The sequence below is a fragment of the Bradyrhizobium sp. USDA 10063 genome, from assembly GCF_054063735.1.
This window is the reverse complement of the sequence record NZ_JBSSGP010000002.1, coordinates 208,505-234,664: the sequence shown is the minus strand read 5'-3', so window position 1 is coordinate 234,664 and position 26,160 is coordinate 208,505. Positions and strand designations below refer to the sequence as shown.

General features: G+C 59.1%; 23 protein-coding genes and 3 pseudogenes. 21 read left to right on the top strand and 5 right to left on the bottom strand.

All coding sequences use genetic code 11. The features are described from left to right. Positions 1 to 554: 554 nt before the first annotated feature. The 3 genes and pseudogenes from ACVJGD_RS03045 to ACVJGD_RS03035 form a co-directional block, all read right to left on the bottom strand. The gene (locus ACVJGD_RS03045; RefSeq protein WP_456632969.1) at positions 555 to 689 is read right to left on the bottom strand and encodes a hypothetical protein; all 135 of its coding nucleotides are present in this window, start codon (positions 687 to 689) and stop codon (positions 555 to 557) included. Positions 690 to 903: 214 nt separating this feature from the next. Further along, a pseudogene (locus tag ACVJGD_RS03040) lies at positions 904 to 1,072 on the bottom strand (transposase); the annotation flags it as partial. Between the two features lie 406 nt (positions 1,073 to 1,478). After that, entirely contained in the window at positions 1,479 to 2,402 is a 924-nt protein-coding gene (locus tag ACVJGD_RS03035; RefSeq protein ID WP_456632968.1) for a methyltransferase domain-containing protein, read from the bottom strand. Between the two features lie 617 nt (positions 2,403 to 3,019). Between ACVJGD_RS03035 and ACVJGD_RS03030 the strand changes: the two genes are divergently transcribed. The 13 genes and pseudogenes from ACVJGD_RS03030 to ACVJGD_RS02970 all read left to right on the top strand — a co-directional run bounded on the left by ACVJGD_RS03030 (position 3,020) and on the right by ACVJGD_RS02970 (position 14,081). After that, entirely contained in the window at positions 3,020 to 3,880 is an 861-nt protein-coding gene (locus ACVJGD_RS03030; protein ID WP_456632967.1) for a glycosyltransferase, read from the top strand. Between the two features lie 432 nt (positions 3,881 to 4,312). Further along, complete coding sequence (locus ACVJGD_RS03025) at positions 4,313 to 4,708, top strand: UDP-N-acetylglucosamine--LPS N-acetylglucosamine transferase (RefSeq protein WP_456632966.1); 396 nt, start codon at positions 4,313 to 4,315, stop codon at positions 4,706 to 4,708. Then, positions 4,705 to 5,220 (top strand): glycosyltransferase, encoded by a 516-nt coding sequence (locus ACVJGD_RS03020; RefSeq protein ID WP_456632965.1) that lies wholly within the window; start codon positions 4,705 to 4,707, stop codon positions 5,218 to 5,220. Before ACVJGD_RS03025 ends, ACVJGD_RS03020 begins: the two co-directional genes overlap by 4 nt. A 5-nt stretch (positions 5,221 to 5,225) precedes the next feature. After that, positions 5,226 to 5,741 (top strand): glycosyltransferase family 2 protein, encoded by a 516-nt coding sequence (locus ACVJGD_RS03015; protein WP_456632964.1) that lies wholly within the window; start codon positions 5,226 to 5,228, stop codon positions 5,739 to 5,741. Between the two features lie 125 nt (positions 5,742 to 5,866). Next, entirely contained in the window at positions 5,867 to 6,274 is a 408-nt protein-coding gene (locus ACVJGD_RS03010) for a glycosyltransferase family 2 protein (RefSeq protein WP_456632963.1), read from the top strand. Between the two features lie 141 nt (positions 6,275 to 6,415). Further along, entirely contained in the window at positions 6,416 to 7,465 is a 1,050-nt protein-coding gene (locus ACVJGD_RS03005; protein ID WP_456632962.1) for a Gfo/Idh/MocA family protein, read from the top strand. A 55-nt stretch (positions 7,466 to 7,520) separates the two neighbouring features. After that, positions 7,521 to 9,023 carry an oligosaccharide flippase family protein gene (locus ACVJGD_RS03000; RefSeq protein WP_456632961.1) on the top strand — a complete coding sequence of 501 codons (1,503 nt, stop codon included), beginning with the start codon at positions 7,521 to 7,523 and terminating at the stop codon, positions 9,021 to 9,023. Positions 9,024 to 9,053: 30 nt separating this feature from the next. After that, positions 9,054 to 9,215: pseudogene (locus ACVJGD_RS02995) on the top strand (N-acetyltransferase); the annotation flags it as partial. Between the two features lie 60 nt (positions 9,216 to 9,275). Then, a pseudogene (locus tag ACVJGD_RS02990) lies at positions 9,276 to 9,506 on the top strand (DapH/DapD/GlmU-related protein); the annotation flags it as partial. A gap of 210 nt (positions 9,507 to 9,716) precedes the next feature. Continuing rightward, on the top strand, positions 9,717 to 10,826 hold the full coding sequence (locus ACVJGD_RS02985) for a DegT/DnrJ/EryC1/StrS family aminotransferase (protein WP_456640146.1): 1,110 nt from the start codon (positions 9,717 to 9,719) through the stop codon (positions 10,824 to 10,826). Positions 10,827 to 10,909: 83 nt separating this feature from the next. After that, complete coding sequence (locus ACVJGD_RS02980; RefSeq protein ID WP_456640145.1) at positions 10,910 to 11,905, top strand: NAD-dependent epimerase/dehydratase family protein; 996 nt, start codon at positions 10,910 to 10,912, stop codon at positions 11,903 to 11,905. After that, complete coding sequence (locus tag ACVJGD_RS02975) at positions 11,902 to 13,041, top strand: DegT/DnrJ/EryC1/StrS family aminotransferase (RefSeq protein ID WP_456632960.1); 1,140 nt, start codon at positions 11,902 to 11,904, stop codon at positions 13,039 to 13,041. Before ACVJGD_RS02980 ends, ACVJGD_RS02975 begins: the two co-directional genes overlap by 4 nt. Then, positions 13,038 to 14,081 (top strand): glycosyltransferase, encoded by a 1,044-nt coding sequence (locus ACVJGD_RS02970; protein WP_456632959.1) that lies wholly within the window; start codon positions 13,038 to 13,040, stop codon positions 14,079 to 14,081. The genes ACVJGD_RS02975 and ACVJGD_RS02970 overlap by 4 nt, the downstream gene beginning before the upstream one ends. Before the next feature lie 285 nt (positions 14,082 to 14,366). On the opposite strand, the gene ACVJGD_RS02965 is transcribed toward ACVJGD_RS02970, so the two are convergent. Beyond that, positions 14,367 to 15,224 (bottom strand): 2OG-Fe(II) oxygenase, encoded by an 858-nt coding sequence (locus ACVJGD_RS02965; protein ID WP_456632958.1) that lies wholly within the window; start codon positions 15,222 to 15,224, stop codon positions 14,367 to 14,369. A 755-nt stretch (positions 15,225 to 15,979) separates the two neighbouring features. Between ACVJGD_RS02965 and ACVJGD_RS02960 the strand changes: the two genes are divergently transcribed. From ACVJGD_RS02960 to ACVJGD_RS02950, 3 genes are all read left to right on the top strand, one after another. Further along, a complete protein-coding gene (locus ACVJGD_RS02960) occupies positions 15,980 to 17,245 on the top strand; it encodes an O-antigen ligase family protein (RefSeq protein WP_456632957.1) in 1,266 nt (421 codons plus the stop codon). Between the two features lie 92 nt (positions 17,246 to 17,337). Then, the gene (locus tag ACVJGD_RS02955; protein ID WP_456632956.1) at positions 17,338 to 17,967 is read left to right on the top strand and encodes a serine O-acetyltransferase; all 630 of its coding nucleotides are present in this window, start codon (positions 17,338 to 17,340) and stop codon (positions 17,965 to 17,967) included. Between the two features lie 122 nt (positions 17,968 to 18,089). Continuing rightward, positions 18,090 to 19,031: a hypothetical protein gene (locus tag ACVJGD_RS02950; RefSeq protein ID WP_456632955.1), complete on the top strand. Its 942-nt coding sequence runs from the start codon at positions 18,090 to 18,092 to the stop codon at positions 19,029 to 19,031. Between the two features lie 135 nt (positions 19,032 to 19,166). Here ACVJGD_RS02950 and ACVJGD_RS02945 read toward each other — a convergent pair whose 3' ends face one another. Next, positions 19,167 to 20,192: a rhamnosyltransferase WsaF family glycosyltransferase gene (locus tag ACVJGD_RS02945; RefSeq protein ID WP_456632954.1), complete on the bottom strand. Its 1,026-nt coding sequence runs from the start codon at positions 20,190 to 20,192 to the stop codon at positions 19,167 to 19,169. A gap of 691 nt (positions 20,193 to 20,883) precedes the next feature. Here ACVJGD_RS02945 and ACVJGD_RS02940 point away from each other — a divergent pair. The 5 genes from ACVJGD_RS02940 to ACVJGD_RS02920 all read left to right on the top strand — a co-directional run bounded on the left by ACVJGD_RS02940 (position 20,884) and on the right by ACVJGD_RS02920 (position 26,089). Then, the gene (locus ACVJGD_RS02940) at positions 20,884 to 21,957 is read left to right on the top strand and encodes a polysaccharide deacetylase family protein (RefSeq protein ID WP_456632953.1); all 1,074 of its coding nucleotides are present in this window, start codon (positions 20,884 to 20,886) and stop codon (positions 21,955 to 21,957) included. 132 nt (positions 21,958 to 22,089) lie between these two features. Continuing rightward, positions 22,090 to 22,962 (top strand): hypothetical protein, encoded by an 873-nt coding sequence (locus ACVJGD_RS02935; protein ID WP_456632952.1) that lies wholly within the window; start codon positions 22,090 to 22,092, stop codon positions 22,960 to 22,962. A 20-nt stretch (positions 22,963 to 22,982) separates the two neighbouring features. Further along, a complete protein-coding gene (locus ACVJGD_RS02930; RefSeq protein ID WP_456632951.1) occupies positions 22,983 to 24,593 on the top strand; it encodes an acyl-CoA ligase (AMP-forming), exosortase A system-associated in 1,611 nt (536 codons plus the stop codon). Further along, positions 24,572 to 25,795, top strand: coding sequence for a pyridoxal-dependent decarboxylase, exosortase A system-associated (locus tag ACVJGD_RS02925; protein WP_456632950.1), 1,224 nt, complete (start codon positions 24,572 to 24,574; stop codon positions 25,793 to 25,795). Before ACVJGD_RS02930 ends, ACVJGD_RS02925 begins: the two co-directional genes overlap by 22 nt. Before the next feature lie 21 nt (positions 25,796 to 25,816). Beyond that, positions 25,817 to 26,089, top strand: a complete 273-nt coding sequence (locus ACVJGD_RS02920; RefSeq protein WP_456632949.1) for an acyl carrier protein — start codon at positions 25,817 to 25,819, stop codon at positions 26,087 to 26,089. Positions 26,090 to 26,160: the final 71 nt, after the last annotated feature.

Here is a 26,160-nt window from a genome sequence, read left to right as displayed (position 1 = left end):
TTTTTTGGGACCAGACGTGGGCTTAGCTGGGGTCATTTTGCTCTCTTCGATCCATTGCTCGCCATCTCGGCGTCAAAGAAATGCGTTGCCCCGCATGATTAAACCCCAGAGATACTTAGGTTTACGGGAATTACTTACGCTTACGGGAATTATGCGAATTGTGGAGCGCCAATCGTGCACGAGCAGCGATCGCAATCGCGGCGTTACACACTCGACGAACAAGGCTCTTGGCTGCAGCATTTGAGTATCGAGATTCTCGTGGCTTAGTAAAGCTGATAATCTTGACGCGTGCGGCACTCGCCGATCTGGCACGATGCACCATAAAGGCGGCGCTTTAAAAATTGCCTTTCGGAATGTCTCTCATTTTACTTCAACGATCGACCTTGCGAGATCGAGATTGAATTGGTGAACAGCGCGTAATTTAAATATCGTATTTAATGGTCAACGCGGGCCGCCCATCCGTTGCATGTCAGCCTGACCGACGGCTTGAAAAAGCACCGCTGTGCAAAAAGGCGCGCGTTGCCAACCGAGATGCAAAAGTGTTGGCGATGGGCTCACGCCGCCGGCGCCACACCAACAATCGACTCAACACCGCAATCGCCCAACAGTTGTAGCGCAGCGATCTGCGCTTCTGTGGAAGGCAGTGCAGTCCAAGTCGCCTCAACACCGATCTGGAGCAGCCGATTCATCAGCGCGACACACCTCCCCGAGGCGGTCAGCGCCATAGTCAAACGTCGACTTAAAGCCACGCTCGCGGAAGAACCCGGCCTGCCGATTTATATTATTTTATATCGACCAAATATCGCACTCAATTAAAAATATGCTATTTAATTTAATTCTGTTAAAATCAACTACTGCCGCGACCCGGATCAACAACCATGATCTCGATCATCGAGCCGGTCGAAGAATGTACATGAGGCCGTTCAGCACCTCCGGCATGCTCACCCTGCGCGTGCCACCGCTGGTCTTGCCCGGTCAGCGGTTCAACCAATCCCTATTCGTCGTCGGTCAGATCGCTCGGATAGCGCAACTTGCTACGGTCGTAACGGGCGCGGTTCTTGTTCGTCCACATCGGTGACCGCTCCTCGAATCCGGCCACCACTCTTGAATCACAGATGATTCATATGATTCAAAAGGCTCATGCATTGAACATTGGAGATGAGACCTCCAGCAGCTTTCCGCGGATCTATGTTGATGGCGATAAGCACCGCGTCCATTCCAAGCCTAGCCGACCTCACGCATCAATGAGATCATGCCATAGGGCTGGGCGGCCGAGCATTCGGCCAGGAAACTCGCAGTCCAACGTCACCTCCGGCCAGAATCAAGCCGTCGGCACAGCGGGGCCCGAAGACCGCTTGCGATACTCTAGTCCTTGCGTTTTTCGGTCTTCACCAATCTCTCTCGTCCGATCGGTGCCGACGGCATAGACCTGCTCATGGGACGCGCTTGTCCTCAATTCGCTGGCTGGCAAGACTGATCTATGTTGGCTTGCGAGCCATCAAGTGAAATACAGTTACGCCAAGATCAGATGGCGGCAACTGTTTGAAACGGTTCGCTATCTTTAGGGAAGAAACGTCGACGCGCGCGATTGCCTGACACTCGGCCTCGAAACCTGCCTCTTCTAACAGATGGGCCCACTCGCTCATCTGGATTCGGTTCACATATTGCACGTCATTTGCGAAGAAAAGGCTCCAGACGGTATCGTCGTATCGCAGATAATTCTTACTGTTTACTTGCTTGTCATAGATGGTCAGGTGGTCCGACGGGACGACCTGATGCGAGCTGACCCCGCCCGGCTTGAGCATCCTGAAATGCTCCCGGCACATCTGCGGGATCGCCGATGCCGGAATGTGCTCCAAGACATCGCTGCTGAAAATCGCATCCAATTCGTCATCGCCAACAGCGGCGTACGCCTTCTCGACGCCGATGATGTAGCGAAAGCCGAGCAAATCATAAACTTCGTCAAACGACGTGCACCCAGCGACGTTCCCAAGCACGTCCCTGGCGCGTCGCTTTTGGTCCTCACTGCGCTGAGTCTCGTCGAGCCGCCGGCCAAGCTCGGCCGCATAAGCCTTGAACCCGCCTAATTGGCGATTGTCCCAAATGTCCATCAAGACGACATTGACGTCATAGAAGCAGCGCAGGAAGAGAGCTTCCCAATGGACCCAGCCCGTCCCAATCTCCATCAGACGCAAGCCATCGCGGATCGCACCAAAGCGCTCCAGCTGAGCGAGATTTCGGTCTGCGCGGGAAAGGTAGTGTGCCGGCATGCCCCGTTCACGCCCTCGACCGCCCAGGTTGTTCCCCAGGGTGCGATAAAGGCGCTTAGTCGTCCCATTGAGCGAGAATACCTTCAGTGCCTGCGCAGCCAACACGTATTGGAGCATTGTCGCTTCATCCATTTAAATTCACTTAAAATAATATAATCTATTGTGTGTATTTAACCATTGCCGCCCCTCCCGCGCAAGTAGGGCCATTTAATTACCGTCCAACCCGATTGATGGCCCCCATAGCATCACGGCACATTCCACGACGAGGTGATTTTCCAGGCAGCGGAGGACCAGGTCGCGATTAGGGACCGAAACTGGGCTGTCGCGCTGACTGCCAGCGCTGCAAAAACCGAGGGGCGGAGGCAGCCAAGCGGCCCAGAGACCGCGAACGAGTTTGAGAAGGGCTTGTAACCCCAATCAATTTTGGCTCCTCGTATTCCAGGACGGCTCTTCGCGTACGCACCACGCATCCCACGGCCCAGAGAGAGCCATCCGAAGTTCCGTTTGATGCCAATAGCGCTTCGAGCGGCCGCGGAATGGCGGAATGTTGCACCGAAGGAAGAATAATATATTTAATATTATCTCCAAAATTTGGCTTTAATGGCGAATTAATAATTGTATTATGTTGGCTGGATCATCGTCAGCAGGCCTCTTCGGGCCGAAACCCTAGTGCGGTGAAATATGCAATTTGCAATGGCCCGGGCCTCATCCATTCAAGAGGCGAAGCGATTCATTCTGGCCGAGCGGCCATGATTTCGATAGTCGTCCCAGCGCATAACGAAGCCACGGTGATTGCACGAACCTTGAAACCGTGGGTCACCGGCTCAGATTCTGAGGACATCAGCGTAGTCGTTGTTTGCAACGGGTGCACAGACGAAACGGCGAGCATCGCTCGCCGTTTCGGCCCAACCGTTCGCGTGGTCGATACGGAGATTGCAGGCAAGATCCACGCATTGAACCTTGGCGACCAGACTTCCAGCATCTTCCCGCGGATTTACGTCGACGCCGACATCGTCATTACTTCCGATGCGATCCGGGCGCTGGCGGACCGGCTCAGGCGGGGCGACGTGTTGGCAGTAGCACCCACGCCCGATGTCGACCTGACCGGCTGCTCCTGGCCGGTGCGCCTCTATTTTTCCATTCGAGACCGCCTGCCGTCGGCTCGCCAGGGGTTTGGCGGATCGGGCGTCTATGCGCTGTCCGAGGCCGGGCGCAGACGCTTCGCCCAATTTCCGGACGTCATTGCCGACGACACCTTCGTTCGTCTCCAGTTTAGGCCGGATGAGCGTGAGACACTGAGATCGGTTAAATCGAAGGTATTTCCTGCCCGCACAATCCGGCAACTCATTGCCGTAAGGACGCGCGCTCACGCCGGCACCTTCGAGCTTATCCGCCGCTTCCCGGAGCTGTCCGCCAATAGAGGCGAGACCAACAAGCGCGCGCTGATCGGACTGTTCAAGCACCCCCGTCTTTGGCCTGGGCTGGCGATCTTTTGCTATGTAAACATTGTCGCCCGGTGCAGGGCCGTGGTGCGCTCCCGCGTGAGAGCAGCTGTCTGGCAACGTGACGATACCTCTCGTGTCGCATTGTCCGCAGACGCGCCCAAATGACACGGCGATTGAGCGGCAAAGAGAAGCGCCGTCGCGTCATCCGATCGCGTCTACTGTAAACCACGCCCAGATGGGTTTGCTGCTAGCGCTCAAACTTCTTGCGCTGCCGAAACAGACTGAGCTTCGCACACCTTCACACACACGCCGGCACCAGGTGCTGTCGGTCACCCCGGCACGATTTAACTACGCATTTAACCGCAGGCCAATTAAATAAAAATAACCACTTCCATTTTGAAATTTAATATATTAAATGGATATAAATACAGGATCGCTGGACACGGCGGGCGCCGATTCCGACTTCACCGAGTTCAAGGGCCAACAATGCTTCAGAGCAACGGGCTTCGGAACGACCGAATACGCTCCCTGGCAATGCACAGCGCCCGACCGAAACTGCTGGCGGTCGCTTCGGGCGGCGGACACTGGGTACAGCTGATGCGCATCAAGCACGCTTTTGACGGGTGCGAAGTCAGCTACGTCACCGTCCACGAATCGTATCGCGCTCAAGTGCCCGGTCACAACTTCTATGTGGTCAATGATGCCAACCGCTGGAGCAAGATTGCGTTGATGAAGACGGCAGCACGGCTTGGTTCGATCGTTTGGAAAGAGAGACCCGATATCGTGGTTTCCACAGGCGCGGCTCCCGGATACCTGGCGCTTCGGCTCGGACGGCTCTTGGGAGCGCGGACCGTCTGGCTCGACAGCATCGCCAACGTCGAACAACTCTCGATGTCCGGATCGTGGATCGGTCGCTCCGCAGACCTGTGGCTGACCCAGTGGCCACATTTGGCGCGACCCGAAGGCCCCCACTACGCAGGATCGGTGCTATGATTTTTGTGACAGTCGGTACGCAGGGACATTTTGATCGGCTGGTCCGGACCGTTGACGATTGGGCCAGTGTGCGCGGAAAATCCGATATCTTCGCTCAGATTGGGCCGTCGGATTATCGCTACCAGCATATCCACGCCGAACGCTTCATCGACCCTGGCGAGTTTCGAAAACGCGTTGAATCGGCGAGCCTGGTAATCGCCCACGCCGGCATGGGCTCCATCATCACCGCTCTTGAGCTCGGCAAGAGAATCCTGGTCATGCCCCGCCGGGCGAGTTTGGGCGAGCACCGGAACGATCATCAGGTAGCGACCGCAAAGCGGTTTGCCGAACAAGGCCGCATTGAAGTCGCTTTCGACGAACAGGAACTCGCCGCCAAGTTGGATCAGTTGGAAGTATCTGGCGACAATGAACGGCTCGATGCGCAAGCATCGCCGCACCTTATCGGAGCGATTCGCACATTTATCGAGACGGGGCATGTTCGCCTCGATGGCGAAGCGTTTCAGCGTAGGTGAGTGATATGGAGCTGCAAGCCCGTCGCACGGTTGTGCCTATCCGTCAGCGGCGCAATGACGCCTTCAGCGACTTACGCCAACCGCGGACCTCGCCGGCATCTCGCGTCAGCGAGACGGATGTCGCTGTTGTCATTGTGAGCTGGAATACCCGCGACATCCTGCGAGGCTGCCTGCGTTCCGTCTTTGAGCAGACGCAGCACGTTTCCTTCCACGTGTTCGTCATCGACAACAACAGCCACGACGGCTCGGCTGACATGGTTCGCGCCGAGTTTCCGGAAGTGACGTTGATCGCAAATGCCGAAAACCGCGGCTTTGCCGCGGCCTGCAACCAGGGCATGCAGCTTGCATCGGCGCGATACACCCTTCTGCTCAACCCGGATACCGTCGTACTCGACGACGCCATCTCCCGAGCCGTTGGTTACGCCGATGTCCATCCCGATGTGGGGGCGTCGTCGGGTGCCAGGTGCTCGAGGATGAAAATCGAATCACGCCGACAGGCTTCTCATTCCCAAGCCCCTTGAACGTCTTCCTGGCGCTTTCGGGATTATCGCGAGCCTTCCCGCGCTCACGGCTATGCGGCCGACCGGAGCTCAGCTGGTGGGACCGCCACAGCGAGCGAGACGTAGACGTCGTGACAGGAATGTTCATGCTGGTACGTCGCGAGGCGATCGCGCAAGTCGGACTGATGGACGAAGCTTACTTCGTTTATTCGGAGGAGGCCGACTGGTGCTATCGGTTTGCGCAAGCGGGATGGCGACGCGTATTCACGCCTTGCGCCCGCATCGTGCATCTGGACGGAGGCGCGAAGAGCACCAAGCAAGCCAGCAAGAAGATGTTCGTTCAGCTGCAGAAGAGCGCGATGATCTATCATCGGAAGAACCTCGGGCTGGCGTCCGCGTGGCTGCTCAAGCTGATCTATATCGCATCGAACCTCGTTCGGATGATTGCATGGTTCGTCTTGTCCGTCGTCAATGGCGATAGTCGCAATTGGCACAGGTCGGCGGCGGCGAGAGCAGCGCTAGTATATCACTTTACCGGAAGCGAGCCGAAATGATTGCAGCAGCTCGTCTTCCATCAAGGCTTGTCTTAGCCCGGAGCGAACTCTTGGTCGCATCTTGCGCCTTGGTCGAGCCGGACAGACTGGAAACTTCGCGCGTTAATGTCTTTCAACTCATTAAATAGTATGGGGCTCGAGATGATCGGAATCGGCATTGTCGGATATGGATACTGGGGTCCGAACCTCGTCCGCAATTTTGCGAGCAGCGAGTCGTCGCGCGTTGTCAGCGTGAGCGATCTGGATGCAGCGAAGCTGGCCATTTGCGCGCGCCGCCACCCCGAAATCGCGACGACGTCGGATTTCAGGGAGCTTCTGCGCAATCCGCAGGTCGACGCCGTCGCGATCGCGACGCCCGTTCATACTCATTATGAGCTGGCTCTCGCAGCGCTGAATGCCGGGAAGCATGTGCTGGTGGAGAAGCCGCTTGCCCAGACGTCCGACCAGGTGCGTCACCTCGTCGACGAGGCTGACCGGCGCGGGCTGACGTTGATGGTGGATCACACCTTCCTTTATACGCCCGCGGTGCAGAAGATCCGCGAACTTATGCTGCAGGACCAACTCGGAGAGGTCTACTATTACGACAGCACGCGCTCGAGCCTCGGCCTGTTCCAGAGCGACGTCAACGTAATCTGGGATCTGGCGGTCCACGACCTCTCGATAATCCAATATCTCCTTGAGGAGGACCCGATTGCGGTTTCGGCGACGGGTTCGTGCCATGTCGCCGGCTCGCCCGAGAACATGGCGCACATCACGCTGTTCTTCGAGAGCAAATGCGTCGCGCATGTCAGCGTCAACTGGCTTTCCCCGATCAAGGTCCGTCAGACCTTCGTTGGCGGCAGCAAGAAGATGATCGTCTATGACGACCTTGAACCGACCGAAAAAATCAAGGTCTATGACAAGGGCATCACCCTGAATGCGCAAGCCGAAAACGCCCATCAATTCCGGATCGGGTATCGGGCTGGCGACATGTGGGCGCCTAATATCTCCACGAAGGAGGCATTGCTGACCGAGGTCGAGCATTTCGTCGAATGCGTGGCTACCGGCGCGCGCCCGGTCTCCGATGGCTTGTCCGGCCTGCGGGTTATCGAGGTGCTGGAGGCGGCGTCGCGTTCGATCGCCGATCACGGCAGGCCGGTGCGGCTGAAGCAGCCGCGCAGGATCCCGGAGCGCGTCAGGGCGATTGCCTGAGCCGATGGCGGTCTCGGATTTCTACTGATCTGGCAAGAGCTGCGACGGGCTCGCGATGAACTCTGTGCAACGTTCGATCTTCTTTTCAGCACTCGAGCGCTACGCGAGCCTGCTGTTGTTCTTTGTCTCGATCGGTATCCTGTCGAGATTGCTGACCCCCAAGGAGTTCGGCGTCTACGCCGTCGTCCTCGCGATCACGTCGGTGTTTTCGGCTTCGTCCCAGGAGTTTGGTGGCGCCAACTTTCTCATTCAGAAGGCCTCGCTCTCGGAAGACAATGTCAGGGCCGCGTTTACCATTACATTCGGCTTGTCCGTCGCGATCGGGTTTCTCCTCTATCTGCTGGGTGGTGTTCTCGGATCTACGCTCGGCGCAGATGGACTCGAAACCGGCATCGCCGTCGCCGTTCTCAATTTCGCCGTCACACCGTTCTCGGTAACGATCATCGCGCTGTACCGACGCGAGATGCAGTTCGGTGTCGTCGCGGCCAGCAATCTGGCTTGCAATTTCACGATGGTTGTCGTGTCGATCGCGCTCGCGAAAATGGGCTATAGCTATCTTGCGCCGATCTGGGGCCTGATCGCCGGGAGCGTCGTCCAGACAGCCTACCTGATGGGAGCGCGACGGGATTTGCGGATTTTCCGGCCGTCGCTCGAGGGTTACCCGGAGATCGTCAGGTTCGGCCTCTATTCAAGCGGTGTGGTACTCATCAACGTCTTCTACAGTTCGGCGCCCCAGTTGTTCCTCGCGCGCATGCTGGATTTCGCGGCTGTCGGCCTTTACAGTCGGGCTGTCAACCTGACCCAGGTCTTCGACAAGCTCGTGGTCCAAGTCATCAGCCCGGTGATCATGCCGGCCATCTTTGCGCAGACAAATGCCGGCGCGGACCTCAAGCGCATCTATCTCCACGCGATCTCTCTCCTCACCGTCCTGCATTGGCCGTTCCTGATCTTTATGGCGGTAATGGCAAAGCCGATCATTCTGGTCTGGCTCGGCCCATCCTGGCTGGAGGTGGTTCCGTTGATCCGCCTGCTGTGCATCGCTCAACTTTCGCTGTTCGCAGCCTGCCTCACCTATCCGGTCCTGGTTGCCGCAGGCAGCGTGCGCGACACGCTGCTGTCGTCGCTGATCTCGCTGCCGCCGTCGCTCCTGATCATCTTTGCCGCATCGTTTTTCGGTGTCGAAGCCGTGGCGGCATCGGCATTGCTGACGTTGCCGTTCCAGGCCGCCGTGGCGATCTACTACGTGGGTCGGCATCTCGATCTGCGGTTTGCCGACTTCGTCCAGGCAACGCAGAAGAGCGCTATGGTCGCGCTCTGCAGCTGTGCGACGGTCGCCATTTGCGCGGCGCTGGTCGAACAGGGCCTGATCGGACCGGTGGCCGGGATTTTCGTCGCCTGCGGGACGGCTGCAGCGGTGTGGCTCGCCGTTCTATTCGCGGTGCAGCATCCGCTGTTGCCCGAACTGAAGGCGCCCGTTAACCGCGTGCTGTCCGCCGCCGGGCGCCTCACGGGCCGCGTGCCGGTTCCGGCGGTCCGGGCAGACCGCGATGTTTGCTGAGAGTTTCTTGTAACGTTGGGAGAAGGTGCGATGCCTATCGCAAAAGATGTGCAGCTCGGTCGCGACGTGCGGATATTCCATCCGGATCTCGTCAATCTCTACGGCTGCTCGATCGGGGACGAGACGAGGCTCGGCACCTTTGTCGAGATCCAGGCCGGCGCGAAAATCGGCGCCCGCTGCAAGATCTCATCGCACAGTTTCATCTGCGAAGGCGTGAGTATCGAGGACGAGGTGTTTATCGGGCACGGCGTCATGTTCACCAACGACAAGTATCCGAGGGCGACAACGGCAGACGGTCGGCCTCAGGGCGCTGCCGACTGGACGGTGGAGCCAACCCGTGTCGGCAAGGGCGCGTCGATCGGCTCCAACGCGACCATCCTGTGCGGCATCACTATTGGCGCTGGCGCCATTGTCGGTGCCGGTGCCGTGGTGACGAAGGATGTTCCACCCAGCGCCATCGTGGCAGGGGTGCCCGCGCGTCTCATGCCCTCCTCCGAGGCAGGCGCTTTCATCGAGGCCGCTCGCGCCACCGCCTGACGGGGCGCGGGCCGGTTTACCAATTAAACTGACTCCACGCAGATAATGATTTTCATTTCTTTATTAATGTGATTTGATTTAATTCGATCTAACGATTTAAATATAGATAATCGTCGGCGACCGGCTTGGACGCCCGACATGCAAGGGATCAAGACGTTGATACCGTTTTTGGATTTGAAAGCCCAATATCGCCAGATCAAGCCGGAAGTCGATGCCGCGGTCGCGCGTGCCATCGAGAGCACGCAGTTCGTGCTGGGGCCGGAAGTCACGGCCTTTGAAAAGCAATTCGCCGGCTATTGCAGCGCCAGCCATTGCAGCGCGGTCAGTAGCGGCACTTCGGCCCTGCATCTGGCCCTGCTCGCGGCCGGCGTTGGCCCGGGTGACGAGGTCATTACCGTGTCGATGACCTTCGTCGCGACGACAGCGGCGGTGCTGTACAGCGGCGCAAAGCCGGTCTTCGTCGACGTCGATCCGGTCACCTGGACGATGAATCCAACCCTGATCGAGGCCGCGATCACGCCGCGCACAAAGGCAATCCTGCCGGTTCATCTGCATGGCCTGATGGCCGACATGGATCCGATCATGGAAATCGCCCGGCGACGCGGGCTCATCGTCATCGAGGACGCAGCTCAGGCCCACGGAGCCGAATACAAAGGACGGCGCGCAGGATCGATCGGCGATTTCGGCTGCTTCAGCTTTTATCCGGGCAAGAATCTCGGAGCGTATGGCGAAGGCGGCGCGGTCGTGACCAGTCAGCCGGAGCTTGCCCGCAAGATTGCTCTGCTTCGCGATTGGGGACAGGAAGCCAAATACAATCACGTTGTCGCCGGCTACAATTATCGCATGGACGGCATCCAAGGCGCGGTGCTGAACGTGAAGATGAACTACATCGAGCCCTGGACCGAGGCCCGCCGGTCGGTGGCGGCACAGTACGATCGTCTTCTGGCGAAGTTGCCGGTCGCAAGGCCGCAACCGCCCGTGCACAGCCGGCATGTCTATCACGTCTATGCACTTGGCCTGCCCCGCCGCGACCAGGTGTTGAGCGCGCTCCAGGAAGCCGGCATCGGCGTCGGCATCCATTACCCCGTTCCGGTCCATCTGCAGAAGGCCTACGCCAGTCTCGGTTATCGTGCCGGCGATTTCCCGATCACCGAAAGGTTGGCCAATCAATTCCTCTCGCTTCCGATCTATCCGGAGCTGCGCCCGGAACAGGTGAACGAAGTGGCGGCACGATTGGAGAAGGTCGCGTTCGTCGAGGCCGCCTAGGCGCCCGGCGAAGGAACCGCTTCACGAAAGCCGTTTTCGGCATGGCGAAATAAGCTCAACAACGGGAGAGCGTCTTGGCTGATCTGAAGGGGAAACGAATCCTGGTCACCGGCGGCGCCGGATTCATCGGCTCGCATATCATCGACCTCCTGTGCGAGGAGAACTGCATTGAGATCGTCGCGCTCGACAACATGATCAGGGGGCGGCCGGAGAATCTCCAACGGGCGATGAGCAGAGGGCCGGTCCGCATGGTCCAGGGCGACATCCGCGACGGCAAGCTGATGGCATCGCTAGTGCAGGCCGCCGACATTGTCTTCCACCAGGCCGCCCTGCGCATCACCCATTGCGCCGCCGAGCCGCGCCTTGCCAAGGAAGTCATGGTAGACGCCACCTACGATCTGCTCGAACTGTGCGTGAAGCACAACGTCGAGAAGGTCATCGCGGCTTCCTCGGCGTCCGTCTACGGCATGGCGGACGAGTTCCCGACAACCGAGCGACAGAATCCGTACGACAACCGAACCCTCTACGGAGCGGCCAAGGCTTTCAACGAAGGACTGCTCCGCTCTTTCAACGACATGCATGGGCTCAACTATGTCGCGTTTCGATATTTCAACGTCTACGGCGATCGTATGGACATCCACGGCCGCTACACCGAGGTATTGATCCGCTGGATGGAGCGTCTCGAAGCCGGACTGCCGCCGATCATCTTCGGTGACGGCCAGCAGACAATGGACTTCATCCATGTACGCGACGTCGCACGCGCCAATATCCTCGGGGCTCGGGCCCGCGTTAGCGATGAGGTCTTCAACGTCGCCAGTGGAACCGAAACCAGCCTGGTGCAGCTCGCGAAAGCGCTTGCCTCGGTCATGGGCCATCGCAACCTGACGCCGGAGTTTGCGCCGGAGCGCTCGATCAATCCAGTGCCGCGCCGGCTGGCGTCGACCGCGAGTGCGGAGCGAAAGCTCGGCTTCCGCGCCACCGTGCCGCTCGAGCAGGGCCTCGCCGATCTCGTGAAGTGGTGGCGCGCCGAACGCGGATCGATCCCTGCGACCCGCCAGCAAGAGGCGGTTGCCTCGTGATTCCGATTGCACTGCCACTCCTCGCCGACGAAGAGGCCGAAGCCGCCCGCGAGGCCGTGCTTTCCGGCTGGGTTTCGCAAGGCCCCCAGGTGGCGGCCTTCGAGCGCGATTTTGCGACGCTGGTCGGCGCGCCCCATGCGTGCGCCGTCTCCAACTGCACGACCGCCTTGCATCTTGCCCTGGTCGCACTGGACGTCGGTCCCGGCGATGAGGTGGTCACGGTCAGCCATTCCTTCATCGCGACGGCCAATTGCGTCAGGTATTGCGGCGCCACCCCGGTCTTCGTCGACATCGATCCGGACACGTACAACATCGATCCCGAGCGCGTGGCCGAGGCGATCACGCCCCGCACCCGCGCGATCATCGCGGTCCACCAGATGGGGATGCCCTGCGACCTCGCCGCGCTCGTTGCGATCGCCGATCGCTACGGCATTGCGCTGATCGAGGACGCCGCCTGCGCCGCCGGCAGTCAGATCCGCGTGAACGGTGGCTGGGATCGGATTGGGAAACCCCACGGTCGGATCGCCTGCTTCTCCTTCCATCCCCGAAAAGTGATCACGACCGGCGAAGGCGGCATGCTCACCACCTCGGATCCCGAGCTCGATCGCAAATTCAGGCTGCTGCGCCAGCACGGCATGAGCGTCCCGGACACGGTGCGGCACGGGTCGCCCCAGGTGATTTTCGAAGATTATCTCGCCGTCGGCTTCAATTACCGAATGACCGATATCCAGGCCGCGGTCGGACGCAAGCAGCTAACGAAGCTGTCCGACATCGTGGCCCGCCGTCGGACCCTTGCGGCGCGCTATGCCGAATTGCTCGGCAACGTCGAAGGGCTGAGCTTGCCGTTCGAGCCGGAGTGGGCCCGTTCCAACTGGCAGAGCTATTGCGTGCGTCTGCCAGGCAAAGTGGACCAGCGGGCGGTGATGCAGAAATTGCTCGACAAGGGCATCGCAACACGCCGCGGCATCATGTGTTCGCATCGAGAGCCGCCCTATTCGGACGGCAAGCAACGTCATGACTTGCGCCAATCCGAACTCGCGCAAGATCAGGCGATCCTGCTGCCGATCTACGCGCAAATGAAGGACGAGGACCTTGAGCTGGTGGCTACTACGCTCCGCGCTGAGGTCAACCGATGACGAAGGAGACTTCTTTCACCGTTGTGGTCCCCTGCTACAACTATGCGCACTATCTCAAGGGGTGCGTCGAAAGCATTCTCGGCCAAGGCGTCAACGTACAGGTGATCGTCATCGATGATTGCTCAACCGACGAAACGCCTGCGGTGGGCACCTCCCTGGCAAACGATCCCCGGGTAACATTCATTCGTCACGGGAGCAATCAAGGCCACATCAAGACCTACAACGAGGGACTGGCCCTCGCCACCGGCGACTACACCGCCCTGATATCCGCTGACGATCTGCTCACCCCCGGCGCCCTGAAGCGAGCCCAGGCGGTCTTTGACGCGCACCCTGAAGTCGGCATGGTCTATGGACATGCACCGTACTTCCAAGCCAACGACAATTTGCCGGAGGCCCGCACCGGCAAGCCGCGGGTCGATATCTGGGATGGCCGCGACTGGATTGCGCAGCGTTGCAAGACCGCGACATCGTGCATCTCTTCTCCCGAGGTCGTCGTACGGACGTCGCTTCAGCAGCAGCTCGGGGGCTATTGCGCGGATCTGCCTCATGCAGGCGATCTGGAGATGTGGCTCAGGTTTGCCGCACACTCGTCGATTGCCTATCTGGCCGGAGTGGACCAGGCGTACTATCGCAGGCACACGGCCAGCATGCAGTCAACCCAGTTCAACTCCGTGCTCGCAGATCTCAGACAGCGGCGAGCTGCATTTGAAGCGGTATTCAATGCGCATGGGCATAAGATCAAGGACATGGAGCAGCTTCGGGAGACCGCGCTCCGCGCCCTCGCCAAAGAGGCCCTCTGGAGGGCGTGCTGGTCCTATGATCGCCGGCGCGTCGATCAAGCTTTCGTCGACGATCTGGAGGTCTTCGCCGAGGAAACATATCCAGGCGCGCGCGATCTCGGTGAGTATCGAGGATTACAATGGCGCCGACGCCTGGGGACACGGTGGCCGCCGATTCTACAGCCGATTTTGCCCAGCGGCTATATTCACTGGGTCAAGCGCAAAATGTTTTGGCGCCGTCATCGCTTGCGCGGCGTGTAGCAGTCGCCTGCTCCGCTTCTGAGATTGGCTTGCATGAACATTTGCATTGGGCGGCGCAGGACTCGGCCGCCCGACGACAGATCGCGACAAGCCGACGATGATGCTCACCGATAACGGCGCCGAGCCGACCAGCAACGCCATCCTGGACGGATCGACGAGAGACGGCCCCTCATGACGCCGTTGGAGTTCGACTTCGCCTGCCATCCGCGCCGGGCGCTGCCGCAGCGCGATGCCGGGGGCTCCACGCGAGCCCCCGCCGCTACTATCGCCTAACGAAGGTCACTGCTACTTTCTGAACAACCGAGGAAGCTGCCAGACAATTGGCGGAACAAAGGGCTTCATCACGTCAAGTACGCGTCGTCGACGGACCTCGTTCGGACGCATCTTGAATATCGTCGTGTGATCATCCGATCTCTCCTCCTCGGGACGACCATTCGTATAATAATACAAGGCAATAGACCGCCGATACTTTCCTTTTGGACTTGTCAGCGGATCAGGATGGCCGTGATACGCGGTGTCGGTCGTTGTGAAGACGACGATGCGATTGGCGATGGGGAAATACGCCTTCTCTTTTGTCTTGACGTCCTTGTCCCAGAGTTCGAGGGCCCCGCCCCACTCCTCTTGCCAATCGTAATTCAGGTACACCAGCAGATTGAGCCGGCGATCGAGTCTGAGCTCCCTGTGGGTATTGAAATCCGCATGGATGGCAAGACGGCCCCCTCGCGGGATCATGTGCAGACCGCCTCCTGAGAGATACGGATCGGGTATCAGGCCCTGGATACCCGTAAGCTTCTCCAAGAACTCCATGAAGACCCGCGAATTCAACGCATTGACGAATTGCTGAATGTAAGGCGGAAAATCCTCCAGACGATCCAGACCAAGCTTTTGCTCTTCGTAGGTTCCAGCATCGAGGAATCGACGATCCCACGATGCGTCATATTCGCCAGGGTAGTTCGCGACCACGGTCCTAATAATATGGTCGTCAAAAAAATCATCGATCCCGATGTGTGGGAACGGTCGATTGTTGCGATACTGCTGAGCCCATTGGTCGCCGTGCTGCGCCATTTTCTTGATGGGAAGAAACGATCTGACGCCGAAAGGCTCCGCGTCAACAGACACCGCACGCTGGGCCGAGCTAACCATGGCCGTCCTCCGGATGAATGACCTGGACGCCTATTAAACGCGATTATTTTATATGATCAAGATTTAATTTCTGGTATTATTCTATAAACCAGTTAATTTAATGAAATTAACGACGCATCCAGTTAACACATTGCAATTCATGCAAAAATTGGAGTAAATATTCCAAAATGACGATAACAACATCAGTCGGACGGTTTTAACTCCATCGATTATTCAGAATTTTGCTCGGCCGGCATGTTGTTCGCCCTGATTGAGAAATGAAATGGGAGCAAATACGGGGTTCGCCCGGCATTCGAAGCGCCCCCTGGCAAGCTGCTGATTGAACTGGGAGCAAAGGAATCTCGCTGCAATGTGTCGTCAATACGAAGCAAGCGTTTCACAAGAGATCCACGCGAACAAACCCGTCGAGCAAGATCGCAAGAAGATGCAGGCGCTCCCATGCGAATTCTGTATCGAGCATAGTGAGCTCGCGGCGGCCGGCTGCCGGCGCTGGCTTCAAAAGCGCGGGGTCGGAGAGCGATCGACAGAGTAGCATCAGAATGCGGCCAGCACGCTCTCGGCCGGATATGGTCTCGGGAAATTCGCGCTAGTTGATCATTGGTCTCCGGATGGCAGGTACAGCAGCTTTCGCAATAAGGTCCCAGCGCTCATTGCTGCCCGGGGCAGACGGCGCCCTTGCACGGCGCGACTTCTCTTTGCAGACAGGCCAACCAGCGGGGGGAGCCACCTGGAACAGACCGCATTGGGCCGTCATCATGTTCCTCGTCGGATTGGCTGTCCCATGGATCATTACCCTAGGGCCAATGAACCTGTCGGTTTATCGTCTCGTTCTGCTAGTAACCCTGCTGCCGTGTCTTTTGAGTTGGATACGCGGGACGCTCGGCTTCAGACTTCCGGATCTTGCGCTTTTTTTCTACTCCATTTGGGCTGCAGCTTCCCTGTTTGCTGCACATGATGGCTCTGCTGCCACTCAAACGTCTGGCATCTTTTTTATAGAAACGATGGGAGCCTACCTCCTCGCGCGCCGCTATGTTCGCGATGCGGCTGACTTCAGAGGAATGGTCTTAATGGTGACGATGGTTGTTTTGGCCCTGTCACCGTTTGCTGTCTACGAATGGATCACAGGAAACAAGCCGCTCCTATCGACGTTGAGCGTCGTTTTTCCGACCGTAGAAGTTACAATGATGGTTCCCCGGTGGGGCTTTTGGCGGGTTCAGGGACCGTTTAGTCATTCAATCGAATTCGGCCTTTTCTGTACCAGCATCGTAGCCTTGACCCACCTCGCCTGGGGACATGGCTGCAACGCTGCCTCACGATGGCTCCTGACCGCGGGAGTGGCGGGCACCGCCTTCTTGTCGATGTCGTCAGCGCCGATTTCGTGTCTCGTATTCCAAGTCATGCTGATGATATATGCTTGGCTTCTCCGGCGCAATAACAGCAAGTGGGCGATACTCTGGAGCATCGTCGCCGTAGCAGTCTTGGCGGTCCAACTTGGATCCAATCAAGGCGCAGCAAAGTTCTTCATTTCGCACTTCACATTCGACCCCACGACGGGATGGTACCGTGTCGCGATCTGGGATTTCGGAAGTGCCTCGGTACTTAATCATCCATTGCTTGGAATAGGTCTGGCAGATTGGGAGCGACCTAGGTGGATGGCATCTGACAGTGTGGATAACTTCTGGCTATTGACCGCCATGAGGCACGGAATTCCCGCTCTCGTCCTGCTGTTGGGGTCCTGTATTTACACGATGGTTGCGGTCACTACCGCTAAGAGCGCAGACAGAACGGTCGAGATTTGCCGTGTGGCATACTTGATTTCCATGATCACATTCTTGTTCGTGGGCATCACCATTCACTTTTCGCACGGAATTTATGCGTGGTTCATGTTCATCCTGGGAAGTGGTGCATGGTTGATGGACACCAAACAACCCAGGTTGGCGAGGGCCACTGAAAGCAATCTACTTGCAAGAGATCGCTTGTCGCACTGGAATGCGCGCCAGCAGTCCCGGGGGTGGAATTGAATTGCTCGATGGCGAGGACAGTAAGAGCATCATCAGCGTGTCAATGTCACGCGCGTGGACGGCCAGTAACGGAATCTGAGGAGCTTCGACCAGTGACGAAGCAAGACGTTATAGAGACCCAGCTTCATGCTGGCGGCGACGGAACGGTCCGTGGCGCGCTCGATCTACTTCAGATGGACGCGTGCCGTTGGGTCCGCCCCGAAGATGTTGCTGACAGAAGCGAGCTCACACCTTTGTTGCTCCTCAAGCTGCTCTTTCGGCATCCCCCTCTGCGAGCAATGGCATGGTTCCGGCTTGCCACGCTGATGCATCGTCGGAAAGTGAAGTTGCTGCCCGGCGTTTTGCAACGTCGACTGCTGAGGCTTTACGGGCTCGAGCTGGTGCCTGGCGCGACGATCGGCGGCGGACTGTACATCGCCCATCCGGTCGGTTGCGTGATCGTGGTGGAATCCATGGGTACGAACGTTTCGATGATGGGTAGCGTGACGTTAGGCCGCCGCGAGAAGTTGCGCTGGCCGACCGTCGGAGACAACGTGTTCTTCGGAGCTGGATGTCGCGTGCTGGGACCGATCGAGATCGGTGCAAACGCGACGGTGGGTGCTAACGCCGTTGTTCTGATCGACGTTCCGCCCGGCGCCGTTGCGGTCGGTGTCCCAGCGCGGGTGCTGGCACGAGATCGCCATGCTGCCTGCAAGTGCACAAGCTCGACAATGAACGACTGACGGCAACATGGCAGATCGCCGGAGCGAGGCCAATGCGTAGACGCGTGCCGGACTGCAAGACCGTCAGGTGCCAATCCGACTTCACGCTCCGGCTTGTCCAGTCGCTCACAAGGAGGTGCAACATGTCTGCCATTGGAGCTCGCACAGCCCATCGCCATAGCAGTATTGCGCGCACGATGGGCGCGGGCGTCGCGGTAGCGGTCTCGATGCTCGCGTCCGCCGCGTTAGGAGAGGAAGGGCCTGCCCCGCAACCCGCCAGGACCTCCTTTCCAAATGCGTCGACGACCGGCGTGCCTCCCGGTTGGAAGCCGACCACCACCTACACCAGAACCTTACGGATCTCCGAGCGCGGCGCCGTGCTGGAAGATGTGCGACTTGTCAACGCCGACCTCGTCATCCACGCGGACAATGTTACGGTACGGCGGGTCGAAATCCAGGGTGGTCACATCCTCAACGATGCCAACGGCCAATGCCGCAACGGGCTCGTCCTTGAGGACGTGTCGCTCGTACGGGCGCCGGGCCAGACTACGACCGACGCCGACGCGCCCGCAGTCGGCACCGGTGGTTACATAGCCCGTCGAGTGAAGATCGAAGGGCTGCCGGAAGGCTTCCGTGTTGGCGCACGGACCCGCGGCTGCACAGCCGTCAGGATCGAAGACAGCTACGTCAAGGTCATCTCTCCGGACCTGTGCCGCGACTGGCACGGCGACGGGATCCAGGGCTACGACGGGCCGGCTTTGACAGTCCGCAATGTGACGTTGCATATGGTGGAAGCTGGCACATGCGGCGGCACCGCCCCCTTCTTTTACCCACACAGCCAGGGCAACGAATCCGTCGATATTGATGGGCTGCTTGTCCAAGGCGGCGGCGCGCCTTTTCGGCTGGGGACACCGGGCTCCGTGCGTGGTCTGCGCATCGTCAATGGCTCGTGGGGATATCGCCCGATCGATGTGAAGTGCTCGGCGGTCAGCGGATGGGACGCGCAGATCGTCACGATCGACTCCTCAAACCAGCTGACAACGGTGGTGCGTGCGCAGCCCTGCAACACTGACGGCGGCAGCTGAGAGGTTTGGGGCTGCTGAGCGCCGGCGGCGCCGCGCCAGAGCTTCGGTTCTGATTGAATCAGAACCTAAGCTCCAGATTCTTGTTTTGACGCGTTTTCTTCACGCGAACCGGTGTCCACCTCGCTCGAATACGCTCTAACGCACCGGCGCCAGGACGCTTTGCAGATTTTGCGCCTGGCGTGAGGGATTCAAGGCGCGCTTGAAGGCCGCGTCGACTGCCGCTCCCGCGTCGTCCCACGTTGCTGATTTCACGCTCTCCGCTGCAACTCGTGACAGCGCGCTAAAGTCGGTCGTTCGCATGAGATCTTCCAATGCCGCAGCCAAGGCGTGGGGAGTTGGAGCGGTGTAGCGGACGTGCGGGTTGTCCAGCACGACGCGATTGTGCTCGGCATCATTGATGATCGGGATACAACCTGCGGCGAGCATCTCGTACGGAACCAGGGAAAGATTCGTGAATGACAAACAGAGCCCTGCGAAACACTGGTTGTATATCGCGTTGAGCTTGGCTGGGCTGACCAAGCCGTGATTGATAAACTTGAAGGTCAGGCCCTCCAGCTTCTCACCAAACAAGTGTATTTGGGCTTCGGGTTGCCGTTTCGCAAAGAGCTCGAGAGCTAGCAGTCCGAGCTCAGTCCCGCGCCTGGGCGTTCCAGTTCTCACATAAAATGCGACTCCTGAACGCCGGGAGGCCGGATCAAGACGGTAGCGAGACGTATCACAGCCAAAGGGAAAATAGTCAGACTGCATCCCATACTCACGCGAAAGCTTCTGCGTTAGCCACGCTCCCGCCGTGATGCCATGGAAGCCCATTCGGTAAGTATTCTCTGCGATCACGCTGTAGGCGCCAACGGGGTCGAAATATGGTTCGAAATCCTGGACAAAATAGAAGCGCTTCCCCGCACAGGCCGCATTGAACGCCGCGTAGGCAGTTGGCCAACTTGTCGCAACCACCGCGTCAGCGTCCGGCATTCCATTGCGAAGATCACCGATCGGGCAGGTCAGCCCATAGTAATCACGCGCGACGCCTTCGAAATACTTCTGGTCGGCGCGGTGAATGTGGTAGAAAAAAATCCGATTGTCGTATCCGGCTTTGTCGAGATACTTGATGATCCTAAAACAGGTTGTGTGGCCTCCGGATCCGGGTCCCGAGGGAGTGGTCACCCAGTTGATCGAAATCGGATCGTGCGACCTAATTCTGGATATCGATCTTGGGCGGAGCCGACTCAGGTCGGCAGCTAGAACGTCTTCCGGTAACACCGGCCAGGCAATTCGCTTGGGACGCATCCAGGTGGCGGCTGCAGTTCTGACCCGCTCAGTGATTCCGCGGTATCCTTCCGCTAACCAGATATCTGTCAGTTGTCGTCCCCGCCGAGCCATTTGAATTCGAGCGGAACTTAGAAGTGACCGTGCCATAATCCTTATGCTGCTCCCATTATCGCGTGCCGCGCATTAAATTTCGCACACCGACAGACAAACCATAATATCTCAGAATAAATATCAAAATAAATACGCGCCTCATTGACACAGCGCAATGCAACCTATGTTGGCGACTGGACCTGCCTCGACCCGCCCGCGGGCTGTCCGTCCCGGTGCGGCCGAAAAAGGCCGCCTGTGTTTTGAGATTTCTTGCAATTCTTCCTCTCCTTCTGATGCTTCAAACACCTATGCCCGCTGGAATTATGCTCAGGGCTTACGCAGGCCACCAAACCCCAGCGGAGCAATTCGATCGTCATCCTGACCCGAAATGGGGTGTTGCGGCGCGGTATAAATCCGAAATTTCGGTATTATGGTAAATATAAATATTGGAATTTAACTCTCTGGATTTAATTTATTTATTTTGATATAGTCCTATATGTCAATCGAGGACATACAGCGGGTGACCGGAGTGTTGACGAGCTTTCTATCAGGCGGCTGGACCGGCCGCACGGAGCTGCGCGGTCGAGGGATCGGTTTTACCGAGAATTCACGACCGACTCCCGCTGAAGCACCGCCTGCCGCGCCCGAAGAGAAACTGCTGCAGGTCGGGCATGAAATCTCGGTCGGGCCAACGGCCAAGCGCACCGCAAAGTTGATTATCAGCCTGCTCTATTATCTCGCGCAAGGACTGTCTCGACTGGTGCTGGAGCTAGCAGGACGTTCGCCGGCCCCCAGGCTGGTCATCCTCTACTACCATGGCATACCCGACGCGTATCGATCGAATTTCGTGCGCCAGTTGGAGTCGATCCGACGAACGGCCAGGGTCGTGCCGGCATCGCACCGTGGAAGCTTGCCTTCGGGTAAGCCGAACGTCGCGATTACGTTTGACGACGCATATGTCAGTGTCGCCAAGAATGCCTTACCCGCGCTTACCGCCCGCGGGTTTCATTCAACAATCTTCGTCCCAACCCGGGCATTGGGGGGCCCTCCACCTTGGTCGATGACGAAAGGCAGCCCCGACTCTATCGAGACAGTGATGTCGGCCGAACAGATCGCGAGGCTGCCGTCGGCGCTCGTAACAGTGGGGGCGCATTCCCGCACACACCCTCGCCTCTCGCGTCTGGCCCCCAGCGACGCTCGGGAGGAAATCGAGGGGTCGCGCCTCGATCTTGAAGGCCTGACGACACAAAAAATTCGTCTATTCGCCCTTCCCTATGGCGATCACGATTCTTCAACGATCGAACTGTGCAGAATGGCCGGCTATGAAGCCGTGTTCAGCACCACGCCTGCCCTTGTGGACACGACTGGCTCTGCGCTGGTCAGGGGGCGCGTGAAAGTTGATCCATTCGACGGGCGTCTGGAATTTTTTCTGAAATACAACGGCGCTTATGCCTGGGCTCCATACGTGTCCGCACTGAAGAGGAAGCTGAGAAGCCACAAGTCGTTTCCGGCGGATCCAAAATTGGCCCCCAGGCAATTCGCATCTTACAAGCAACCAAAGCAGTTATGAGCCAACCGATCCGTTCGCCGACGACCAGCGCCTGCTCATTCAATGTTCTCAAACGCACGCTCCGCAATCAGTCAACACGCTGCCACGCAGCCGCATCGTCCCGAAGTGCTGCATCCGCTGAATAGGTGGACGTTGAGCAAATCGGCGGGCGCGGCGACGCTTCATCCCATCACCTCCGCAGATGTGCGCGCGGTGGCGGAGTTTCTCCACGTCGAACTAAATACGCGCATCGCAAGCGCCGAATGGGAGGCCGCAATCACCCCGCCATGGGCTTGCAGCCAGCCGAATCATGGTTTCCTGCTTCGCGCAGGCGAACGGATAGTCGGCGTCTATCTGGCGTTCTATTCCGAGCGGAAGATCGAGGGCCAAGCGGAGCGGTTCTGCAATCTGGCTGCCTGGTGCGTGCTCGACGAATATCGTTCGCGCAGCGTATTGCTGCTCAACGCACTGCTCGCACAGAAAGGCTACCACTTCACCGATCTCTCGCCGAGCGGAAACGTGATACCGCTCAATATCAGGCTGAAGTTCTCCCAACTGGACGTGGCGACCGCCCTCGTCCCAAATCTGCCGTGGCCGCTCCTGTCGCGGCGCGTGCGCATCATTTCCGAGCCACGGGAAATCGAGCGCACTTTGCGCGGGCGCGACCTGGAGATCTATCGCGATCACGCGCGGACGGCTGCAGCACGCCATATCGTGGTCGTTGAAGGCGACACGTCGTGTTACGTCATATTCCGCAGGGCCCGACGCAAGAACCTTCCGCTGTTTGCCTCGATCTTGTACGTCGGAAACCGGGAGCTGTTCCGCAGGGGCGCCAAGCATATTGCCCGCCATCTGCTGCTTCGCCATGGGATCCTGGCGACGCTGGCCGAGCTGCGTGTGGTGGGCGACCGCCCCAAGCGGTCGATCATGCTGAAATCGCCGAGACCGAAGATGTATCGGAGCACAACGTTGCGCCCGGACCAGATCGACGATCTCTACAGTGAACTCACCTGCGTAGCCTGGTGAAAGCGGCAGACAGGTTGGACATGGGCCAGACGATGATAAGGACGAGCTTGCACCACCTGCTCCAGCATCGCGCCGCCTCGCATCCGGAGGCGCGGGCGCTGACATACAAGAGCACGACGTTGAACTACGCCGAGTTGTGGCGCAAGGTTTGCTCGGTGGCCGCGAATCTCACCAGCCTAGGTCTTGAACGCGAACAGCGCGTCGCGGTGTTTCTGGAAAAGCGCATCGAGACCGTCGCGGCGATCTTCGGCACTTCCGCTGCCGGCGGAACCTTCGTGCCGATCAATCCCCTTCTGCGGCCGCATCAGGTGGGACACATCCTCGCCGACTGCGGAGCGCGCGTACTGGTCACCTCGTCGGAGCGACTGGAGTTGCTGAGCGACGTCCTCAGCGCCTGTCCCAGTGTCGAGCACATCCTGCTGGTTGACGCTGCATCCGAGAGCGTGTCGCCCAACAAAGGGACAGCGATCCACCGCTGGCCGCAATCGCCTGTATCCGGAGATCCCGCCCCGATCAGAAGCGCCGCCATTGATCTCGACATGGCTGCGATCCTCTACACATCCGGCAGCACAGGCAAACCCAAGGGCGTTGTGCTCAGTCACCGAAACCTGATTGTTGGCGCCGAGAGTGTGAGCCAATATCTGGCGAACACGGCCAACGACGTCATCCTGGCCGCTCTCCCGCTGAGTTTCGACGCCGGCTTCAGCCAGCTCACCACCGCCTTCAGCGTTGGCGCGCATGTGGTGCTCATGAACTACCTCCTGCCCCGCGACGTCGTGCAGCTCTGCGCCCGGCATGGAGTCACAGGGCTGACCTGCGTGCCGCCGCTGTGGATCCAGATCGTCGAGCAGGCGTGGCCTCCTGAGGCAGCACGTACCGTGCGATATTTCGCAAACACCGGCGGGAAGATGCCCAAGCCTGTCCTCGACAGGCTGCGAGCCCACTTCCCGCAGGCAAAACCGTATCTCATGTACGGGCTGACCGAAGCATTCCGCTCCACCTATCTCGACCCGGCCGAAATCGACCGCCGGCCCGGCTCCATCGGCAAGGCCATCCCAAATGCCGAGATCCTGGTGGTCCGGCCCGACGGCACCAGATGCAATCCAGGCGAGGAAGGCGAATTGGTTCATCGCGGCGCATTGGTTGCGATGGGTTACTGGAACGACCCCGAGCGCACGGCTGCTCGATTCCGGCCGGCGCCGGGACGCGATGCCTCATGGCGAACGCCGGAGATAGCAGTCTGGTCCGGTGACTCTGTGGTCACTGACGACGAGGGCTTCCTGTACTTCGTCGGACGCAAAGACGAGATGATCAAGACCTCCGGCTACCGAATAAGCCCGACAGAAATCGAGGAAGAAGCCTATGCGACCGGGCTCGTCCGCGACGCCGTGGCGCTCGGCATAGAGGATGGCGATCTCGGTCAACGCATCCTGCTTGTCGCGAGCCCGGCTGGAGCGAATGGCCACGACCATACGACCGCAATCATCGCCGCCATGAAGCGCAGATTGCCGTTCTACATGGTGCCGTCGGCCGTTATCATTCGGGATGAAATCCCGCGGTCGCCAAACGGCAAGTTCGACCGCGTTATGCTGAAGAAGGAGTTCGCCTCTTGGCCTTGCGACCAACCATAGCCGCTTTTGGCCAGATCGACGGTCAACTCGCCGTCGGAGGCATGCCGCTCCAGCGGCTGGCCGACCGGGTCGGCTCGACGCCGTTCTTCGCCTATGACCGCGCGTTGCTCACCGATCGGGTGAAATTGCTGAGGTCCACTCTGCCGCGGCGCATCAAGCTGAGCTACGCGATCAAGGCCAATCCGATGCCGGCGGTGGTGCAACATCTTGCGACGCTGGTGGACGCCTTCGACGTCGCGTCGGCATCCGAGATGCGGACCGCTCTCGACACGCCAATGCGCCCGGCCAATGTGAGCTTTGCCGGCCCCGGCAAGAACGAGGCAAGCATCACGCAGGCCGTCGCTGCAGGGGTCGTCATCGAAATCGAGTCGGCGACCGAGGCTGCGCGGGTGATCCAGGCCGGCGATCGGCTGGGGCTGCGCCCGCGGGTCGCCATCCGCGTGAACCCGGATTTTGAGGTCAAGGGCTCCGGTATGCGCATGGGCGGCGGGCCGCAGCAGTTCGGCGTCGATGCAGAGAAGGTGCCGTCTCTGCTCGCCGAGCTCGCGGCCGCGGATGTCGAGCTCCTCGGATTCCATGTCTTCGCCGGATCGCAGAACCTGAGCGCGGATCTGATTTGCTCAGCCCAGCGCCGGACCGTAGATCTGATTCTCGGGCTGGCCCGCAAATCTCCGCCGATCCGCTACGTGAATCTCGGCGGCGGGTTCGGCATCCCCTATTTCGACAAGGACCAGCCGCTCGAGCTGTCCGCCATCGGCGACAATCTCGCCGAGCTGCTCGAGACCGCCATCGAACCGAACCTGCCTGAGGCCCGGGTGGTGATCGAGCTCGGCCGCTACATTGTCGGCGAGTGCGGCGTCTACGTCACCCGCATCGTCGATCGCAAGGAGTCGCGCGGACGCCACTACCTGGTGGTCGACGGCGGATTGCATCATCAGCTCGCCGCTTCCGGCAACTTCGGACAGGTGATCCGGCGAAACTATCCGATCGCTGTCGGCAACCGCCTTGGCGGACAGGCCAAGGAAGTTGTGAACGTCGTCGGCTGTCTGTGCACGCCGCTGGATCTGCTCGGGGACAATGTCAGCTTGCCGCAAGCCGAAATCGGAGATCTGATCGTGCTGTTTCAGGCTGGCGCCTACGGACTCACCGCCAGCCCCACCGCTTTCCTGGGACACCCGCCTCCGGTCGAGGTGCTCGTATAGGCTTGAGCAATTGGAGACAAAATGAATATCGATGATCGCACGCTTGAAACCGTCAAAGCCACTATCGTGAAGACGCTCGGCATCGAAGACCGGGCCAGCACGCTCAACGCCTCGACCCCGCTGTTCGGCAGCATGCCTGAACTTGATTCCTTTGCGGTGGTCCAACTGCTCGCCTCGCTTGAGGAGGAGTTTGGCTTCGAAGTCGATGGCAGCGAGTTCAGCGGTGAGATTTTTGAGACCGTCGGCTCCCTTGCGGAGTTCGTCAGGAGCAAAACGCCGCTGCCGGCCCACTGAGGCAAGCCGGCCGCCGTTTCGTTCCTGCCGCGGCCGCGACCGCCACGTCGCCGACCGAATACAGCCATCCG

Bases quoted from the DNA above. Each gene is read 5' to 3' on its own strand.
- ACVJGD_RS02950 (WP_456632955.1), top strand. From the start codon at position 18,090: ATGTCTGCCATTGGAGCTCGCACAGCCCATCGCCATAGCAGTATTGCG.
- ACVJGD_RS02920 (WP_456632949.1), top strand. From the start codon at position 25,817: ATGAATATCGATGATCGCACGCTTGAAACCGTCAAAGCCACTATCGTG.
- ACVJGD_RS03000 (WP_456632961.1), top strand. From the start codon at position 7,521: ATGAACTCTGTGCAACGTTCGATCTTCTTTTCAGCACTCGAGCGCTAC.
- ACVJGD_RS03010 (WP_456632963.1), top strand. From the start codon at position 5,867: ATGCTGGTACGTCGCGAGGCGATCGCGCAAGTCGGACTGATGGACGAA.
- ACVJGD_RS03025 (WP_456632966.1), top strand. From the start codon at position 4,313: ATGCGCATCAAGCACGCTTTTGACGGGTGCGAAGTCAGCTACGTCACC.
- ACVJGD_RS02930 (WP_456632951.1), top strand. From the start codon at position 22,983: ATGGGCCAGACGATGATAAGGACGAGCTTGCACCACCTGCTCCAGCAT.
- ACVJGD_RS02970 (WP_456632959.1), top strand. From the start codon at position 13,038: ATGACGAAGGAGACTTCTTTCACCGTTGTGGTCCCCTGCTACAACTAT.
- ACVJGD_RS03005 (WP_456632962.1), top strand. From the start codon at position 6,416: ATGATCGGAATCGGCATTGTCGGATATGGATACTGGGGTCCGAACCTC.
- ACVJGD_RS02960 (WP_456632957.1), top strand. From the start codon at position 15,980: ATGTTCCTCGTCGGATTGGCTGTCCCATGGATCATTACCCTAGGGCCA.
- ACVJGD_RS02940 (WP_456632953.1), top strand. From the start codon at position 20,884: ATGTCAATCGAGGACATACAGCGGGTGACCGGAGTGTTGACGAGCTTT.
- ACVJGD_RS03015 (WP_456632964.1), top strand. From the start codon at position 5,226: ATGGAGCTGCAAGCCCGTCGCACGGTTGTGCCTATCCGTCAGCGGCGC.
- ACVJGD_RS02965 (WP_456632958.1), bottom strand. From the start codon at position 15,224: ATGGTTAGCTCGGCCCAGCGTGCGGTGTCTGTTGACGCGGAGCCTTTC.
- ACVJGD_RS03020 (WP_456632965.1), top strand. From the start codon at position 4,705: ATGATTTTTGTGACAGTCGGTACGCAGGGACATTTTGATCGGCTGGTC.
- ACVJGD_RS03030 (WP_456632967.1), top strand. From the start codon at position 3,020: ATGATTTCGATAGTCGTCCCAGCGCATAACGAAGCCACGGTGATTGCA.
- ACVJGD_RS03035 (WP_456632968.1), bottom strand. From the start codon at position 2,402: ATGGATGAAGCGACAATGCTCCAATACGTGTTGGCTGCGCAGGCACTG.
- ACVJGD_RS03045 (WP_456632969.1), bottom strand. From the start codon at position 689: ATGAATCGGCTGCTCCAGATCGGTGTTGAGGCGACTTGGACTGCACTG.